This is a genomic window from Pseudomonas sp. LBUM1640 (genome assembly GCF_059716225.1).
Genome location: NZ_CP166816.1, coordinates 3,304,973 through 3,322,635, shown reverse-complemented (window position 1 = coordinate 3,322,635; position 17,663 = coordinate 3,304,973). Strand labels below are relative to the sequence as shown.

Sequence of the window (17,663 nt, the reverse complement as noted above, 5' to 3'; positions counted from 1 at the left end):
CAACTGGATTACTTCACTGCACTGACCGCCTTCGTCGCAGCCGCTGACGGAAACAATTTCTCGCGCGCGGCCGAGCGCCTCGGCATCAAGGCGTCAAGGCGTCAAGGCGTCAAGGCGTCAAGGCGTCAACGGTCTCCCGCTATGTGAAGGACCTGGAACAGAAAAATATCGGTAAAATATCCGGGGTCAGACCACCATTATTCAAATGTAGCCTGACCCCAATTTTATGATTATTAAGATGTGGTCTGACCCCAATTACTTTTTAAGATTAAAGGGTGCTTCAAGGAGCCCAACAAAGCCCGCAGCATCACCCAGTAGAACAATGGCCGCTCTGTTCTCAAGTGTTGTTTACCCAACAATCGGTCCACTCGCTTGATCGCATGTTTTGGATACGCCTGCCCTGGCATAAAACGTCCCAGCGCTGTCAGCGTCAGGCGACGGCCTTGCAGTAACGAACTGACACAACTCATCAGCGTTGTCAGGCGGCGAGAATGGATTGAAGGCAGTGCTTGAGCGAGCGCTCTGTGTAAAAATCGGATGGCCTGCATAGGTTCGGGTTCTTGTTTTTGTGTGGTGCAAACCAAGTTGCCGACTCATGCAGGCCTCTTCAATATTCCAACTTATTGATTTTTAGTAAGAAGAATCGGGGATTCCTCAGGGTCTGACCCCAATTACTTTGACCCCAATTACTCACTGAAAAAATCCGGTCGAGGTACTTTAGGCATGTTCTCGTAAGCTTTCAAAACAGTTTGTAACGGTGTCAGAATTTCATCGTTATGCCAGTAGACAATCTTGAGCCATGTAGCTGCACGAATATATTGCCCACCGCCCAACCAAGTTTTTTTTGTAAATTAGCCTGAAGCATTTATCTGCCAGCTTTAAAAAGTTCGTCTTCATCAAACTCCTGACGGGTCGTTCGATGAAGGCACAAAGCATAGCCAAAGTCTCGGGGCTTCAAAGCGCTGGATAGCAATATTTCTCTTTTGCCACTCCAACGTTGATACATCTCAATACTTGAGCACTGCTACGAAACTTGTTATCCCACAAAGTGACTCACCTGTAGCTGAGTTGACAGACACTAAATCCGCGCCGTGCGTGCCTATAGCATCGCCGTACTGGACTACCGTTTGATTGGGCAAGGCGGCAACATCATTTGCCAACTTCAACTCGCCGACATAGCCGTTAACCTGGGAGTTAGCAATGTTAGGATTGGAGGAGCCCAGCGTTTTGGGCGTGTACTCTAGGCCATCCACTGGATCAGGTAGACGCGGATCAAGTGGAACACCGTTGCTCACTCAAGGTAAAGCGGCGCCGGCGTCACCTGTCAGGTCCTCCAAGACTTTTGCACCTTATTACATTCGAAGTAATACCTTGAACCGTATTAATTTAAGTCCGACCATTGTAAAAGATGGTTTCCTATTGATGCAATTAAGAAGCTTGAAAAGCTATCCCAAGTTTTAGTTATCGAACTCTGACCTTCAAAAAACTGAAACACTGGCGGATCGTCAGAGACCGGTAGAAAATAATTAATTTCATATCCTTGATGCATGCAGAATACCTTAGCATCCGTAGGCAGCAAATCAGAGAGACCTAACTCATCAAGCAACTCATTCGCCTCAAACTTTAGGCTAAGTAATCTCGGATAAAATATATCAACACCACAAAAAATCTTACCCGCCGAACGCCCCGCAATCGTCAAAAACTCACGATATGCCAAAGGAACTTTACAACCAAAATGTTGCTCGATTGATGCAATATCCACTTCGGAGCAACCAACAAGAGTAGAATCTAAAATTACTCCCCGCAGCACTAACTCATGAAAAATATCCCGAACGTTTTTCATCTTGGCTTTCCTGTTTCTACTTTAACAATCACACCGGGGAACCTTTGTTGAAACTGACTTATAACCCCGCTGCATGAAACGCAAACTGGGAGCTCTGAGTAAATATTCACGACCCCTTGTGACGAGGGGGTTAGCTTATCTTCCAAACTCGACAATATTTTATACTCTGAGTCCATTGTCCTTGGATTGTTACCAGTTTGTATTGTGTCGAAGACCTGTTTTTCAGGGACATCGACCGTTCCAGGGCGCTTCGCTAGCCCGCTTACCCCTACAAGCTCAGCGCTTTGTCCATCAATTGAATACTCAGCAACAGCAATATACCTACCGCTACCAACATTTAGCTCCGAGCGAACTTGCACCGCCCGTTCAGATAATCTTGCTAATTCATTGGCGGCGGCAGCCTCTTTTGCACCACAAAAATTAACTTTGTGGGCTCGGGACTGCATCTTGACCATTTATAAATACTGAAACCACACTGCCTTCCCAACCATAAAAAATTAGTCCTTTATCGAAATACTCCACTTCGAAGCTTCCATCAGCTACCCCCCCTTGCCCTACGACATCAACCGACACTCCGGGCTCAAGCCAATACTCTTCAGCCCAAGGCTCGATAATAAGCAGCATGACTTCAGATGTTCCATTGATGCAGCTTATTTTCATGATGTCTTTTTAATTCCAGTTATCTAATATTTTCTGCATAAGCTCAACACGATTTTTCGCAGTAATATTATGTGCATTCCTAGAGAACTCGTTAGAGCAAAAGTCTTTCCACTGTGTAGCCATCTCACGCGTCAATCCTTGCTCTTGCATTGAGGCAACCTCTGAGGAACTGATGGTCTCTAGACGCTGTAATGCCCCTTCTGGCCTAGCTCCCCATCCAACTACGTCCTTCCCAAATTGGCTTTGGGTCATTCCTTCAGGAATCAATGGCCGATCTAGTTTGGGAATTTCTGGGTTGGTTACTCCCTTGGGAATATCACTAACCGCCTCAGTCGCTTTTGCACCAAATCAATTCGATATTACAAAAAGATCATACTACTGAAACAAAATCCGGCCGAGGTACTTTAGGCATATTTTCGTAAGCTTTCAAAACAGTTTGTAACGGTGTCAGAGTTTCATTGTTGTGCCAGTAGACAATTTTGAGCCATGTAGCTGCACGAATATATTGCCCACCGCCCAACCAAGTTTTTTGCAAATTGGCCTGAAGCATTTTTCTGCCAGCTTTAAAAAGTTCGTCTTCATCAAACTCCTGACGGGCCGTTCGATGAAGGCACAAAGCATAGCCAAAGTCTCGGGGCTTCAAAGCGCTGGATAGCAATATTTCTCTTTTGCCACTCCAACGTTGATACATCTCAATACTTGAGCACTGCTACGATACTTGTTATCCCACAAAGTGACTTCACCTGTAGTTGAGTCGACAGACACTAAATCCGCGCCGTGCGTGCCTATAGCATAGGCCGTACTGGACTACCGTTTGATTGGGCAAGGCGGCAACATCATTTGCCAACTTCAACTCGCCGACATAGCCGTTAACCTGGGAGTTAGCAATGTTAGGATTGGAGGAGCCCAGCGTTTTTTGCGTGTACTCTAGGCCAGCCACAGGATCAGGTAGACGCGGATCAAGTGGAACACCGTTGCTCACTCGAGGTAGAGCGTCGCCGGCGTCACCTGTCAGGCTCTCCGAGACTTTTGCACCTGTAAAGTTCGCATCGTTAGCCGCAGGTGTACTGTCACCTACTACTTTTTTTTCACCAGACAGTAAATCGGTCGCAGGTCCTTTTGCACCAAGGGACGCACCCTTTGCCTTTTACTCTAGACAGATGTGGTGACAGGCTCCAATGAAACCGCCATTTCTAACGGAACTTCCAAATAGTTTATGCCGCCGTCCGGTGCAGGCTGTTTTTTTAATTCATCTAGAGCAAAAACAATCTGCACTCGGCATCCAACTCGGAAGAGTGAAATATCCGTCTTATCGTTGACATAAATACCTTCAGCACGAACTGAGCCATCATCCAAAAGTAAATCGATACCATTGTTTTCGTTGCCGCCGTCCTGGCCTGCGACATACGCACGGTGAACGATACCAGAAACAAACAATAACGGCATTTTTCGCTGCTGGATATTTACCCACCACTCTGGCGACCCATAAAGCCCATATGTGCCTTTAAGTCCTAGTGCGGGTTTAGATTGATTGACTGTAAGCGCTTGTGCCGCTGCAACCCGCTCCGGGTCAGCCTTTAGCTTTTCGGAGTGCTTATATACCAACTTCATCGGCCCGCTCGCCTTTTCTAAGCACAACAACATCAATGACCTCCTTTAGGGCCCAACGCAAAGTCCACAATGTTCTGATTGAGGATATCGATAGCCTTGCCTTGCCCAAGCTGCGTCGTCATCTGTCCGCCCTCAACTTTGAAGCGCGCATTTGTTTGCATCCAACTTCCTGAGTTGACATATTGGGAAACTGAATAGCTGCCGGTTTATTTGCTGCAATTCCAATTTCTTGAAGAGCATCGGATGTTCCCGGCGCTACCGTGATTTTTACCGTCACACCGTCATATTTTGACGAATATAGCACAGAGGGAGAAATTGAAGTTTCAGTAGTAGGCGGTAACTTACCAGATTCTGTAAACTGCAAATACTGTTCTTTAGACATTGTGCGATACATGATTTCATTCCCGTACGCATCGTGCTCCAGAACAGGGCTGAGCGGGTTTTTCGATCTGGAAACAGGGAATCCAATTTCTGCGGCTGCATTATTTGCACCCGCCTCCAAAACATTCCGCTCAACCAGCGTACCAGCTTCCGAATCAGTCAGAGCACTAGTTGCATTTGGGTTTTTTGTGACAACCCCTTTTGCACCTAGTCAATGACTTGAAAAAAGGTAACAGTAGGACCGTAATCCTGATCTGAATTCGAAACATCAACAGAAAATTTACGTTCTGGGAATTTGTCTTTTAGGACTAGCCGCCATGACAAAGCAATAGTTTCAGCTAGCTGTTCAAAAACAACATCATCAACCTCATCAGTACAGCCTGAAAAAACATCGTACAAGTGAGTATGATTCATTATTTTTTCAACTGCGCGCGCATCACCGTCAAACTTTTTTAGCCATACAACGAAAACATCATGATCGTATTTAGCGCTTAAAAAAATCGCGCCTTGGCTAACAAAAAAATCAGGAAACAACAGCCTGCAAAATAGCAGACAGTCTTCAGGATTGCACATGGCGCTAACATAAGAAAATATATCTATATTATCTTTCTTAGCCCAGCCTGACGCCCATAACTCGTATCTGCTTAAACCACTAAACTGTCTAAGAGTATCAACTTTCATCATGGAATCTCATTCGGATTGGTAGGCCGTGGAGCCAGTTTCGTAGAAGGCGACTGAACTCTTATTGTCCCGTCCGGCAACGTATTTCTACCATACTCTATTACATGTGGTGTCGACACATCAGCATGAGCTGCACCTGTAACGTCAACCCGCTTAACAATCATCCCAGCTGAATCATAGACAGCGTAGCTGGTGATATTTCCTTGATTATCGGCCCGATACACAGCTCCATTCGCTGGGCCACCGTCTAGCTTAAAGCGGCCGCTAATCTGAGTAGCGTTTTCAAGCGGACCTCCTGCAAGATCATTTGCGTTGCGAGGAACAGAATTGAAGCTCGTCGACCCTTTTGCACCGACACCATCTAACTCAAGTGCTGCACCCGCCCCGCTCTCCTCCAAACCCAGCGTGGAAGGTAACGCACCGCCAGCTTCGCTGCCAGCCGATACCGCCTTCCCGATAGTCACAGCGCCTATCGCAGCAATCCCGGCCAATCCCTCCTCAGGCAACATGGCAATCTGCCCGATTTGGACGTCTTGCTCCTGTGCCTTTGCTATCTGCTCGCTGTGCCCGATGCCGTTGTAGAGCGTTTCATCCTCGCTGGCTGAGCGAAAGGCTGTTTTCAAAAAGTCTAAAGCTGTTTGGGAATTGGCAGCCGTCCATTCAGCTTTCTGTTCCGGTGTTCCGGCAAAGGGGAAGTCGTAAGTGGTAATGGCGCCATTCTGCTTCAAGCCGCTTAACGCGGCGCCCGCCAGCCCCCCACCGACTTTGCTGACCATTTCGTCGTAGTACTGTTGATATGAATCAACCAGAAAGGACCGCTCTGCGTCGGTTAGCGGGTCTCCAGCCGCAACTTTCGAGCGCAGGTAATCGCTCTGCTGATCGCGTTGTTGCAATTCCTTGTATTCAGCTGCCTGCTGAACTGTCGCAGTACCGTGTTCCAGTGCCTGACGATCTGCCTCTCGACGGGCTATCGAATTCGGCCCCAGGAAATTGTTCTGCGTAGCATTTTCCGCCACGGAAGCACCAATCGAGGCATTCCCGCCTGTCGCCGTGGCGGCAAGGATGCCAACCAGCCCTGACAGCGCGACCAGCCTCTGCTGCGCTTGCTGCAGGGTCAGCGAATTGGCCGTCGCAGGATCAGGCATGACCAGGTCCGACAAGCTCTTGACGACAGCTTCGTCAGCCCCCGCTGCCAACGCGCCCGTCTTGAAATCCCCGCCTTGAGCGACGGATAGAACGCCGCCGAGCAAGGCATGCATGCCGATCTTGGTCAACGAACCGTCGGGCAGGTAAGTCCCTCCGATATCGTTAGCTACCGTTGCGCCACCGACGTTAATCGCGGCACCGGCCAGCGAGCTAACCAGATTGCCCTGCAGACTCCCGCCCTCGACAGCCGTTTTAGCAACGGCATTGGCAACCGAGGTGACAGCCGCCTTTTCGAGGTTGTCCACGCTGAACACGGTAGGGTTGTAAGGCAGCTCGTAGCCTATTCCCGCAGTAAGTCCCGCCAACACATCGCTTTTAAGGCTTGATGTCGAGAGTGCGTCCTTCAGGGTCGCGCCCAGATTCCCTTTGTTATTGATCAAACTCACCGCACCACTGCTGGCCATTGAGGTCAACACGGCCGAGGCCATCATGTTCCCCAAGCCAGCGGTGGTCGCATCAACAGCGGCAGTCGTTGCAGTGGCTGCGACTTCAGCTGTAGCCGCAGCCATGGTCGACCCAGCGCCAGCCCCGGACATTGCAGCCACCGCGCCACTCGCCGCCCCCGCCGTCAGCACCGAGACAATGATGATGATCGCCAGCATCGCGCCTTCGCCCAAGCTGGAATGGCTGTACTTGTAGGCGTCGTGCATTTCCTTGACTTGCTGCCAGTTCACATCGCCGCGGGCTTCGGCATCTTTCAACCACGCCAGGCTCGGGTCAGCCTTGACCATGACATCGATGGTTTGCGCAACCGTGTTTTGATCGATCTGCTTGATGCCGATATTCAAGCCGTTCACCGCATTGATGACGGTCTGCCCCTTGGCCGTCATCTCGGTCTGGCGAAGGGTTTCATCGGTACTGCCTTTCCCTGACATCGACGTCCACGCCAGGCTGGAATCGCTCTTGCTGTGGCTCTCCTGGTGCAGATCCTTCACCGCCTCAAACGAAATGCTCCCGCCACTGTTCAGCGACAGGTTCGCACCGCTATCAAGCTTGGCGTTCTGGTACACCTGGTCGCCGCCGCTGATCAGCGATAGCGCCCCGCCTGTTTGGATCTGACTCCCCACATTGCGAACATCAGTCACTTCATCATGCTGAGTCTTCAGCGCGCCAAAGCCACCTTTCTTCTTCATGTCGTACAGCGAGTAATCACTGTCTTGCGCAGCATTCAGATCAAGCGTGTTGCCGGCATACAAATACGCCTCATCCCCCGCCGTCACCCGGCTCGCCGTCAACCCCAGGTCTTGCCCGGCGCTCAGCGCCACGTCGCCACCGGCCTTCACCGTGGTCGACACCTGGCTCACATGGTCGTCTTCACTCTTGACCTTTTTCGAGGTAAACGAGGCATGGGATTCGTCCGCCGCCGACGACAGCGACAGATCGCCCACTGCCGACATCGTCACATCGCGCTTGGCATCGATCTCACTCGCCACCGCGCTGATGTCCCGCCCCGCCTGTACCTTCAAATCACCGCCGGCATCCACGCGGCTGCCGTACTGGGTCACGCTGCTGTCCTTGAACAGCCCGCTCACCGTGTTGCTATTGTCGCCTTCGGCCGCGACGAGGTTGACGTCGCGCCCGGCCTTGATCGTGGTGTCGGCGCCGCTGCTGGTTACCCCGCCTACGCTGTCGACGTCGCGGCCGGCTTGCAGGCTCAGGTTGTTCGCAGCTTCGATGCGTGCGGCGCTGTCCACGGAGTCGGTGTGTTCGGTGCGGTAGCCGCTGCTGCTGTCATGGCTGGTGACGCTGCGCTCGTTGAGGATGTCGCCATTGGTGGCGGTCAGGTTCACGTCGCGCCCGGCGATGATGCCGCCAGCGGTGTTGACGATGCTGTTGCCGGCCAGCAGGTCCAGGCGGTTGCCGGCCTGGATCAGGCCGCTGTTGCTGAGGTCGTTGCCGGCCTGGGCCGACAGGTTATTGCTGGCCCGCAAGGTACCGACGTTGTCCAGGTTCTGGCCGGCGATCAGGTTGACGTCGTTACCGGCGATCAACGCGCCGTCCGGGGCCAGGCGGTTGTTGGCCTGGGCCAGGTAGACCACGGGCACCAGGACGTTTTCGCCGTTCACTTGCTCGTTCTCGAGCCACACGATGTCGTGGGTCAGCGCCGCGACTTGGGCCGAAGTGAGGCTCACACCCACACTTAGGCCAAGTTGCTGTTTGCTGCTGATGGCGTTGTCCATCAGGTACTTGAGCATGCCCGAGTCGGAGTTCTGGCCGTCGATGAAGCGTTGGCCGGTGCGGGCCACCACCGCTTGTTCGACCAAGCGTTGCTCGTAGAGGCCGTCGCCGAGGCGCTTGGCGCTGTCGTCGGGGTTGTAGCCAAGGCCGGAAAGCAGGTAGTCCGAGCTCATGAACTGCTTGAGGTCGGTGAGCACCGGGTTGGTTTCGATCAGGTATTTCTGTGGCTGCGACACCGGCTGGGTGTTTGGCAGGCCCTGTACACGGGCGATGCTTTGGCTGGCTATCAGGGACGGGTTATCGATCACACCGGGTTTGTGCGGTGTGTTCGGGAGGGATGCAACAATCGCTGGCGCTGCGCTGCTGCGGTCCGGGCTTTGAATGCTGGCGCCGCCGCCGTCGCTGATCGCGCCAACGCCGCTGCCACTGGCGCCAATGCCGCTGGCTTGGCGGCTGGCCAGGTCAAGTTGAACGCTGTTGGCCGTGTCGGGGGCCGGCGCACTCACCTGTATCAATCGGCCGGCGGTCGAGGGCGCGGTGATTGGATGCGCGTCCAATTGAAGACTGGCGCCACTCACGGACCAGCCCGGTGCGCTGTTATTGGAAGCCGTGGCGCTGCTGCCCTGCCCGCTCAGGCGGAACAGGCCGTTTTGCCCGGTTGGCAGGCTGAACCCCGGCAAGGTCAGTGGGTTGATTTGCCGCTGGGCCAGGTCGGGCGGCAGTTGCCCGTTGACGGTGATACGGGTGGAGAACGCACTCGCACCGCTCGCGCCAGCCGCGCCAGTGCCGGTTTTGGCACCCGCACCGACGTAAGTGAAACCTGGTCGCACCACGCTGTTATCAAGGTCGGCCTGCGCCCTGACGTTGACCGCGCCACCCGCCTGAATCACCCCGGCGTAGCTTTGGTCGCCGCCGCCGATCTGGGTGACGGTGCGCAACACCGTACGCTCAGCCTCGGTGATACCGATGAACGAGGCCATGGCGCCCTGCAGACCACTCAGGTCATTGGGGTTGTAGCTGGCGCCGCCAATGGAGTAACGGCTATTGAACGCTGCGGCGGCGTCGTACCACATTTCGGGATGGCGGGTACGCTCGGACACGAACAGGCGCGAGGTATCGGTTTCGCCGGTTTCAACGCCACTGTTGGTCAGGTTGTTGACGGCAACGCTGAGGTTGCCGCCCGCGCCGATAGTGCTGCTGGCATTGACGACGTCGCCGCCGGCAATGCTGAGGTTTTGCCCGGCGGTGATGCTGGAGGCGGCGCTGGAGGCCGTCACTTCGAGCTTTTCGCGCTGATCGATTTGCCACAGGTGGTTCTGTTTGCCGCTGCAATCACCCGCGTAGTTCGGGCCTTCGATGCAGGGGAATTCCGTGATCGAGGCGGTGTAGATGCCGCCCGCGCTGGTGGTGAGTACCGCGCGCACGTTCTGAAGGGTGCTGGCGGCCAGGCTCATATTGCCGTCGCTTTGCAGGCTCGACGAACTGTTGACGATCGCCGTGGCAAAGCCGCCTTGGCCGTCGCGGTCGATGCTCAGGTTGCCCAGGCTGTAGACGTCGGCGTAGCTGTTGGTCAGCGTGTCGACGCGCAGGCTCATGTCGCCACCGCTGAATATCAGGCCATGGTCATTGAGCAAGGCGCCGGTGGTGGCGGTGAGCTTCTGAGCGCTGCCGAGGGTTGCGGTGTTGTTTATCGCGCCGGCATTGATGATCAGGTCGTTGGCCGAGGTCAGCCGCCCGGCGTTGTTCAGGGTGCCGGTGATAGTGGCGCTGGTGAGGCCGCCGCCGGCCACGCTGGCGGTGCTGCTCAGGTTCAGTTGCGCGGCGCTCAGGCTCAGGTCGCCCTGGCTGGTGATGCGCCCAGCGCCGTTGAGCGTGCCGCCTACATGCAGGTCGAGGCTGCCGTCACTGGCGATCAGGCCGTTGGTGGACCAGTTGCCGCCCGTACCGCTAAACGCGTTGCTGGCCAGCAATTGGCCGTCGGTGGTCTGGTTGAGGGTGTTGACGGTGACCGTCAGCCGCCCGGCCTGGATCACGCTGTTGTTGGTCCAGGTGTCCTGGGCGACGGTCAACCCGCCGCGCGTCACCAGGCTGCCGCCGACGCTGTTGAGGTTGCTCGGCGCAATCGTGAAGTTGCCATTGCCGACGTGCAGCACGCTGCCGCCGACGTTCTGCAGGCCGCCGGCACCGAGTATCAGGTTGCTGTTGGCGGTTTCAAGCACACCGTTAGTGTTGTCCAGCAGGCCGCCGATGGCGAACTCGGTGGTGCCCGCGTTGCCCAGGGCGCGCAAGCGGCCGTTGCCGTTGTCAAGGCTGGCGGCGCTGACCTTTAGGGTGGTTTGGCTTTCGACGATACCCAGGCGGTTATTCAATGCGCCGCGCAGGCTCAGGTCGATCTGTTGGCCGGCGATCTGGCCGTCGTTATCGCCACTGTTGTCGAAGTCGTTAGCGCTGACGCTCACCAGGCCCGTGGCATAGATGCCGCCGTTACGGTTGTCGACGTTGCCGGTGGTGATGAGCGCATCGCCGCCTTGGGCAGAGACACGTCCGCCATAGTTATCAATCATCGCCGCCAACAGGTTGAGGCGCTGGCCCTGCACCGTGCCGCCCTGGCGGTTGTTGTTCAAGTCGTAGCCGTTGCGCAGCACGCCCACCAGTTGCGCCTGCACTGCGCCGTTGAGGCTGGCGAGCGTGCCGCCACGATTGTCGAGGCTGTTGGCGTTGAGCGTCAGGTCACCGGTTTGCGCAAGTAATTTGCCGCTCTGGTTATCCACGTCGCCGCTGGTGTTGAGGGTGAGGCCGTTCTGGCCCTGCACCACGCCGCGAGCGTTGGCCAGCCCGGCAGCCTGTAACTGCACGCCAGCGCCCTGGCTGTAAATTAAGCCGTCGGCGTTGTTTTGCAGCATGCCATTCGTGTTGATCGCCACGTTGCCGGTGCCCGCGAGGGTGCCGTGTTGGCTGTTGTCGATTGCACCGGCAAACAGGCTCAGCAGGTTCTGGCTGACTATCTGCCCGCCCTGGTTATTGACCTGGTTGGCACGCTGCACCAGCAACGGACCGGCGCTGGCCAGTGTGCCGTTGGTGTTAATCAGGTTGCCGAGCAGGTTGAGGTTCACTGCGGCGTTGCCTGCCAGGGTGCCGGCGTTGTTGCTCAGGTCGGTGGCACTCACCGCCAGCGCCTGCTGCGCGTTGATCTTGCCGGCGTCGTTGCCCAGGGTCGCTGCCTGAACGTCCAGGGTCGCGCCGCTGTCGATCAAACCGCCGCCACTGTTGTTGAGCAGGCCGCTGACCGTCAGGCCCTGCCCCGCAGCGCTGGACAGAATCCCGCCACTGCTGTTGTCGAGGCTGGTCGCGTTAATGTCCAGCCGGCCCTGGCTGACCAGCGCACCGGCGCCGCTGTTGAGCAGCGCGCCCGTGAGGTTGACGGCCATCGCGCCGCTGCGGCTGGAAAACGTGCCGTTGTTGCGGTTGTCGAGGCTACCGCCGCTGAAGCTGAGGCTCTGCCAGCCCGACACCAGGCCATTGGCGTTGATCAGGTTGGCCGCGCCGAGGGTCAGTGCCTGGCTGCTGATCAGCTTGCCGGCGCTGTTGTCCAGCGTACGCGCGGCCAGCGTCAGGTTCTGCTGGCTGGAGACTTCACCCCCTTGGTTGTTTAGGTCACGCAGGTGGTTAATCGTCAGCGGGCCTTTGCCGAGGATCAGGCCGCCGTGGTTATCCAGGTCGCCGTTATTCAGGTCGCCGTTGCTCAGGTCCAGGGTCACGCGTTGCTCGCCTGTCACCCGGCCGTTTGCCGAGGTCAACGTGCCGGTGCTCAGGTCGAGCGTACCCAGGGCCGACACTTCACCGCCGTTGCCGGTATTCAGGCTGGCCGCCGTGAGGTTCAGGTTGCCTTGGCTGTGGAGCAGGCCAAGGCCGGTGTTGTTCAGCAGGCCGTCGCTGGCCAGTTGCAGGTCGCCCCGGCTGTTCAGGGTGCCGTTGCTGTTGTCCACCGAGGCGGCGTGGGCGTCGAGGCCGGCAGCACCGATCAGGCCCTTGATGTTTGTCAGCGCCTGGTTGATGCGCAGGGTCAGCGCTTGGTTACTGAGCAGCTTGCCGTTGCTGTTGTCGAGGGTGCGCGCGGCCAGCGTGAAAGCCTGGCCGCTGGAGATTTCACCGTTGCTGTTGGAGACGTCGGTGAGGTGGTTCAGTTGCAGCGCCCCGGCCGAATTGATCAAACCGCCGCTGTTGTTCAACACGCCGTTGTTCACGTCGAGCGTCAGCGCGCCGTTGCTGAACAGCTTGCCGCCTTGCTGGTCCAGGCCGTTCACGCTGACGGTCAGTGCGTTGCTGCTGCCGATGCTGCCGCCGTTGCTAAGGTGGCCGGCGGTGAGGTTCAGGGTGTCGCCGCTGCTGATGCTGCCGTTCTGGTTACTCAGGTCACCGGTGATCAGCGCCACCGCACCTTTAGCACTGAGGCTGCCTTGGCCGTTACTCACCCCGAGGCTGTTCAGGCTCAGGGCGCCGTCGGTCACCAGTTCGCCGCCGAGGTTATTGACCTGGCCGCGCAGGCCCAGCGTGAGGTCTTGTGCGCTGGAAATGCTGCCTTGGGCATTGTTGAGGTTGGCGGCGCTGAGGCTCAGTTGGCTTTCACTGCTCAACACGCCCTGAGTGTTGTCGACGTCACCGGTCAGGGTCAGCATCAGCGGCTGCTGGCTGAAAACCTTGCCGCCGCTGTTGTCCAGCGTCGAGCCGCTGAGTGTCACGCGCTGGCCGTTGAGCTGGCCCAGCGTGCGGTTAAGCAGTTGGTCGACGGTCAGGCTCAGGGCGTTCGCCGCGAACAGCTTGCCGCCGTCGCTGTTGTCCAGGCGCTGGGCATTCACGCTGACATCGGCGCTGCCGGTCAACTCGCCCGCGCGGTTGTCGATGCTGCCCACGCCCAGTGTCAGTGCGTGTGTAGCGCCGACCAGACCCAAGCGGTTATCCAGGCTGGCAGCGCTGATGTGCAAGGTATCGGTGCTGACCAACTGGCCTTGCTGGTTGTTGATGGCGTTGGCGTTGAGCGTGGTGTCGGCCTTGCCGGCCACTTGACCACTGCGGTTGTCCAGGCTGGCGGTGGTGAGCAGCAGCGCACCATCGCCGACCAGGCTGCCGCGCTGGTTGGTGAGTTGGTCACGGGCAGTGATGTCGACCCCGGCATGGCTGCTGATGATGCCGTCGGTGTTATCCAGTTGCGCGCTGCGCGCGGTGAAACCTGCGGCGCTGATGTGGCCGTTGACGTTGCCCAGTTGCTGGTCTGCAGTGAGGCTCAGGGCCTGATTGCTGATGAGTTTGCCGTTGCTGTTGTCCAGGCTGTGCGCCGCCAGCGAGAACGCGTTCTGGCTGGAGATTTCGCCGCCCTGGTTACTCAGGTTGCCCAGGTTGCTCAGCAGCAGGATTGGCGCATTGATCAAGCCGCCGTTGCTCAGGTCGCCGCCGTTGAGGTTCAGGTTCAGCTGGGTGTTGCTGAACAGTTGGCCGCCCTGCTGGGTCAGGCCGGTGACGCTGGCGGTCAGTACATCGGCGCTGGCGATACGCCCGCCGTTGTTGACCTGGGTCGCGGCCAGGTCGAGCTTGCCGGTGCTGGTGAGGGCACCGCCGGTGGCGTTGTTGAACTGGCCGGTGGTGACGCTGGCTGCGCCGTCACTTTTGATCAGGCCTTGCTGGCTGTTGTCGAGGCTGGCGCTGGTGAGTGTCAGGCCGTGTGCCGAATCGAAGGTGCCGCCCAGGTTCAACAGGTCGCCAGTGCTGGTCACACTGAGCATGCCCGCGCTGGTCACCTTGCCAGCGCTGTTGTCGAGGCGTTGGCCGAGCAGCGTCAGGTCGCCTTCGCTGCTAAGAGTGCCGCCGGCATTGATCAGGCTGGCACCCGGCAATGCGGCCGGCGCCAGTTGAATCGCCAGCGAGTGCTGGGCGGCCACGCTGCCTTGGGTGTTGTCCAGGCGCGTGCCGACAAGGTGCGCATCCTGCGCGTATATCAGCCCTTCGGCCTGGTTGATCACCTGGGCCACGGCCAGTTCCAGTGCCGTCGCGGCAAGCAGCTTGCCGCCGCTGTTGTCCAATTGCTGGCCGGCCAGCGCGACGTCTTGCTGGCTGGAAATCTCCCCGGCGCGGTTGTCGGTGCTGTCGACCTCCAGTTTCAGCGCTTTTGTCGCCGCTACCAGCCCGCCGTTGCTGTTGTCGAGGGTGTTGGCATTCAGCGTCAGCGCCCCCTGGGCCGTCAGCTCCCCGCCTTGTTGAGTCAGTGTCCCCAAGGTTGCGTCGAGGTCGCCTTGGCTGGCGATACGGCCCTTGGCGTTGCTGACGCTATCGAAGGCCAGGTGCAGCGGACCGGTGGCGCTGATCAAGCCATTACTGTTATTCAGCGACTGGCCAACAAAGCCCAGCGCCTGCTGGCTGTTGATCACGCCCTGGCGGTTATCCACCTGGCCGGTGTGCAGATTCAGGTTCTGGTTGGCACGCATCAACCCGTTGCGGTTGTCCAGGCTGGCGGACTGGATGCTCACCGCGCCCTTGGCCAGCACGCTGCCTTGCGCATGGTTGTCGAGCAGGCCGTCTACGGTTGCGTTCAGGCTGCCATCGCTGACGAGGCTGCCGGACTGGCTGTTGTCCAGGCTGGCAGACTTCACTTGCAAGCGCTGGCCGGCGCCGAGGGTGCCGCCCTGATTGCCGAGTGCGCCGATAACGCTCAGGTCGAGGCTGTTATCGCCCAGCACCTGCCCGCCCTTGTTGCTCAGCGCCGTGGCATTGACCACGCTGGCACCGGCGCTCGACACCTCGCCGCCGTCGTTGCCCAGGCTGCCGCCCACGCTCACCGCCAAATCCGTCGAGCTGCTGAGCAAGCCGTGGGTGTTGTCCAGCGTGCCCACTTGCGCTTTGAGCCCGGCTGCCGAAATTTCACCGTTGAGGTTCGCCAGCAACTGGTCGACCTGCAGGGTCAGCGCCTGGTCGCTGATCACCTTGCCGCCGCTGTTGTCGAGGTTCTGCGCGGCAAACGTAAAGGCCTGCGCGCTGGAGATTTCACCGCCACTGTTGCCCACCGTGGCGAGATGGCTGAGCAGCAGCGCGCCTGGGGTATTGATCAGGCCACCGGCGTTGTCCAATTGCGCGTGGTTCAGCTCCAGGGTCAGGCTGCGGGCGCTGTACAACTGGCCGCCCCGGTTGCTGATCGCCCCCTGGCTGGTGAGCGCCCATGGCCCGGCGCTGCTGATGGCCCCGCCGTCGTTGATCAGGTTGCCTACTTGCGCGCCAAAACTGCTATCGCTGCGCACCACACCTTGGGTGTTATTGAGCTGATTGCGCAGTACCAACGACAGGTCGTCTTTGGCGTACACGCTGCCTTGGCCACTGTTGTCCAGGCTGCCCGCATTGAGGCTGACGGTGTGTTGCCCGCTGAGAATGCCTTTGAGGCTGTTGTCGAGGCTGTCGGCGTTCAGTTGCAGATCACCGGTGGCGGCGAACAGGCCGGCCTGATTGAGCAGTTGCCCGGCGATCTGTGCCGTGAGCTGGCCGTTGCTGGTCAGGCTGCCGTTGGTGTTGTTCAGGCTCGCCGCCCTCACGTCGAAGGCTTGGCCGGCTACCAAAGTACCCTGGCGGTTATCAATCGCGCCCGTGCCAACAAGGCTCAGGCGGGTGTCGCCCTGCACCCGGCCCTGACGGTTATCCAGCGTGCCCACGTTGACCGAAGCGGTGCGCGCCAGCACCTGCCCGTTGCGGTTATCCAGCAAGCCGCCGTTGAGGTTCAGGCTGAGGTCTGCGGCGCTGACAATCCGGCCTTGGCTCTGGTTGTCCAACTGATCGGCGTTGATCTGGCCCTGGCGCTGGGCGCTGAGGGTACCGTGCCGGTTGACCAGCGCAGCGGCATTCACCGTCAAGTCACGGCTGGCGATGACGGTGTTATCGGTGTTGTCCAGGGTTTGCGCAGCCAGGCGCACATCGCCGTTGGTATTGCGGCTGTTATCGGCATTTACGCCCGCTTCGATAATGCCGCTGTTGCTCAGGCGAGCGCCGCTGTCGAGCGTGATGCTGTCGCGGGCTGCCAGGTTGTTGGAGTTGCTGAGGTCGCCTTGGGCCTTGATCGCCAGGTCTGTACCGGCATACACCGCGCCTTGGGTTTCCAGGCTTTGGGCGGTCACATTCAAGGCAGTGCCGGCCGAGGTTTGTCCCAGGGTCAGGTGCCCGTTGGCATCGATACGGATATCCCCACCGGCAACCATGTTGCCGGCAAGCCGCACCCCAACGCCTGCCTCAGTGCCCACCAGCCTGATCGTACCGGCGTACATCCCGCCCAACGCCGATGAGTCGATCGCCAGCGTCGGTGCGGCACTGCCGTCAGCCGCCCGTGCGGTGGCATTCAAGGTGGCGGCGTCGACGTCATTGCGCCCGGCGATGATGGCCAGCTTTTGTGCCTGAATCTGCGCGTTGATGTGCGCGGCGCGGGTGATGATTTCGAACTGACCAACGTTGCTCGCGTTCACACCGTCGCCATCAACCGACACACTGCCCTGGTCCACCTGGTAGCGGCTGATCTTGCCGTTTTCAATCACAGCCTGGCCGGTGGTCAACGTCACCTGCGGCGTGTTGATAAAGCCGCAACCGTTGCAGCTCACGCCGTAAGGGTTGGCGACAATCACATGCGCTGACTGCCCCGCCACTTCGGTGTAGCCGCGCAACTGGCTCGGGCTGCCGCCGTTGACTTCGTTAAGGATGGTGCTGGCGGCCTGCCCGGTGAAGTTGGGGTTGCCGACAATGATCCCGCCCAGCTGTGTGCTTTGGGTGCGGTCGGTGACGTTATTGAGGATCAGGCCTTGCGTGCCGACGTTGTAGTCATGGAACTGGTTATGGGACAGGCCCGCCGCATTCGGCGCCGCGATGTTGACAATCGGTACGCCATTGCCGGCTTGCGCCAGCGTGGTGCCGGGCGCATTCACAACAATGCCGTCCGCCTGCGCCAGCAACGGCTGCCAGAACAGCGCGTTCACCAGAATCAGCGCCAGCCCGCGTTTGGGCAGGCCCAGAAACGACGTGCGGTTTTTTAGCGCTGCGCAAGGCTGGCGCGCAAGAAAGGCGAACTGGCGGACGTCCATGTGAA

8 protein-coding genes and 3 pseudogenes are annotated in these 17,663 nt (G+C 58.1%); 1 reads left to right on the top strand and 10 read right to left on the bottom strand.

Going from position 1 to position 17,663, the window contains the following annotated elements; genetic code table 11:
- Positions 1-3: 3 nt before the first annotated feature.
- Positions 4-161 (top strand): annotated as a pseudogene (locus tag ACA065_RS14920) (LysR family transcriptional regulator); the annotation flags it as partial.
- A gap of 102 nt (positions 162-263) precedes the next feature.
- Here ACA065_RS14920 and ACA065_RS14915 read toward each other — a convergent pair.
- The 10 genes and pseudogenes from ACA065_RS14915 to ACA065_RS14870 all read right to left on the bottom strand — a co-directional run.
- Positions 264-548, bottom strand: a pseudogene (locus ACA065_RS14915) (IS4 family transposase); the annotation flags it as partial.
- 833 nt (positions 549-1,381) lie between these two features.
- Entirely contained in the window at positions 1,382-1,843 is a 462-nt protein-coding gene (locus ACA065_RS14910; protein ID WP_497695183.1) for an SMI1/KNR4 family protein, read from the bottom strand.
- Entirely contained in the window at positions 1,840-2,298 is a 459-nt protein-coding gene (locus ACA065_RS14905; RefSeq protein ID WP_497695182.1) for a deaminase domain-containing protein, read from the bottom strand. The genes ACA065_RS14910 and ACA065_RS14905 overlap by 4 nt, the downstream gene beginning before the upstream one ends.
- A complete protein-coding gene (locus tag ACA065_RS14900; RefSeq protein WP_497695181.1) occupies positions 2,264-2,503 on the bottom strand; it encodes a hypothetical protein in 240 nt (79 codons plus the stop codon). The genes ACA065_RS14905 and ACA065_RS14900 overlap by 35 nt, the downstream gene beginning before the upstream one ends.
- Before the next feature lie 9 nt (positions 2,504-2,512).
- Positions 2,513-2,755, bottom strand: coding sequence for a DUF4951 domain-containing protein (locus ACA065_RS14895; RefSeq protein ID WP_497695180.1), 243 nt, complete (start codon positions 2,753-2,755; stop codon positions 2,513-2,515).
- A 118-nt stretch (positions 2,756-2,873) separates the two neighbouring features.
- Positions 2,874-3,194, bottom strand: a complete 321-nt coding sequence (locus ACA065_RS14890) for a hypothetical protein (protein ID WP_497695179.1) — start codon at positions 3,192-3,194, stop codon at positions 2,874-2,876.
- A gap of 461 nt (positions 3,195-3,655) precedes the next feature.
- Complete coding sequence (locus tag ACA065_RS14885; protein WP_497695178.1) at positions 3,656-4,147, bottom strand: immunity protein RhsI2 family protein; 492 nt, start codon at positions 4,145-4,147, stop codon at positions 3,656-3,658.
- Positions 4,147-4,496: pseudogene (locus tag ACA065_RS14880) on the bottom strand (hypothetical protein). The gene ACA065_RS14885 and the pseudogene ACA065_RS14880 overlap by 1 nt, the downstream one beginning before the upstream one ends.
- Positions 4,497-4,702: 206 nt before the next feature.
- Positions 4,703-5,179: a hypothetical protein gene (locus tag ACA065_RS14875; RefSeq protein ID WP_446436407.1), complete on the bottom strand. Its 477-nt coding sequence runs from the start codon at positions 5,177-5,179 to the stop codon at positions 4,703-4,705.
- Positions 5,176-17,658 carry a two-partner secretion domain-containing protein gene (locus tag ACA065_RS14870; RefSeq protein ID WP_497695177.1) on the bottom strand — a complete coding sequence of 4,161 codons (12,483 nt, stop codon included), beginning with the start codon at positions 17,656-17,658 and terminating at the stop codon, positions 5,176-5,178. The genes ACA065_RS14875 and ACA065_RS14870 overlap by 4 nt, the downstream gene beginning before the upstream one ends.
- Between the last annotated feature and the right edge of the window lie 5 nt (positions 17,659-17,663).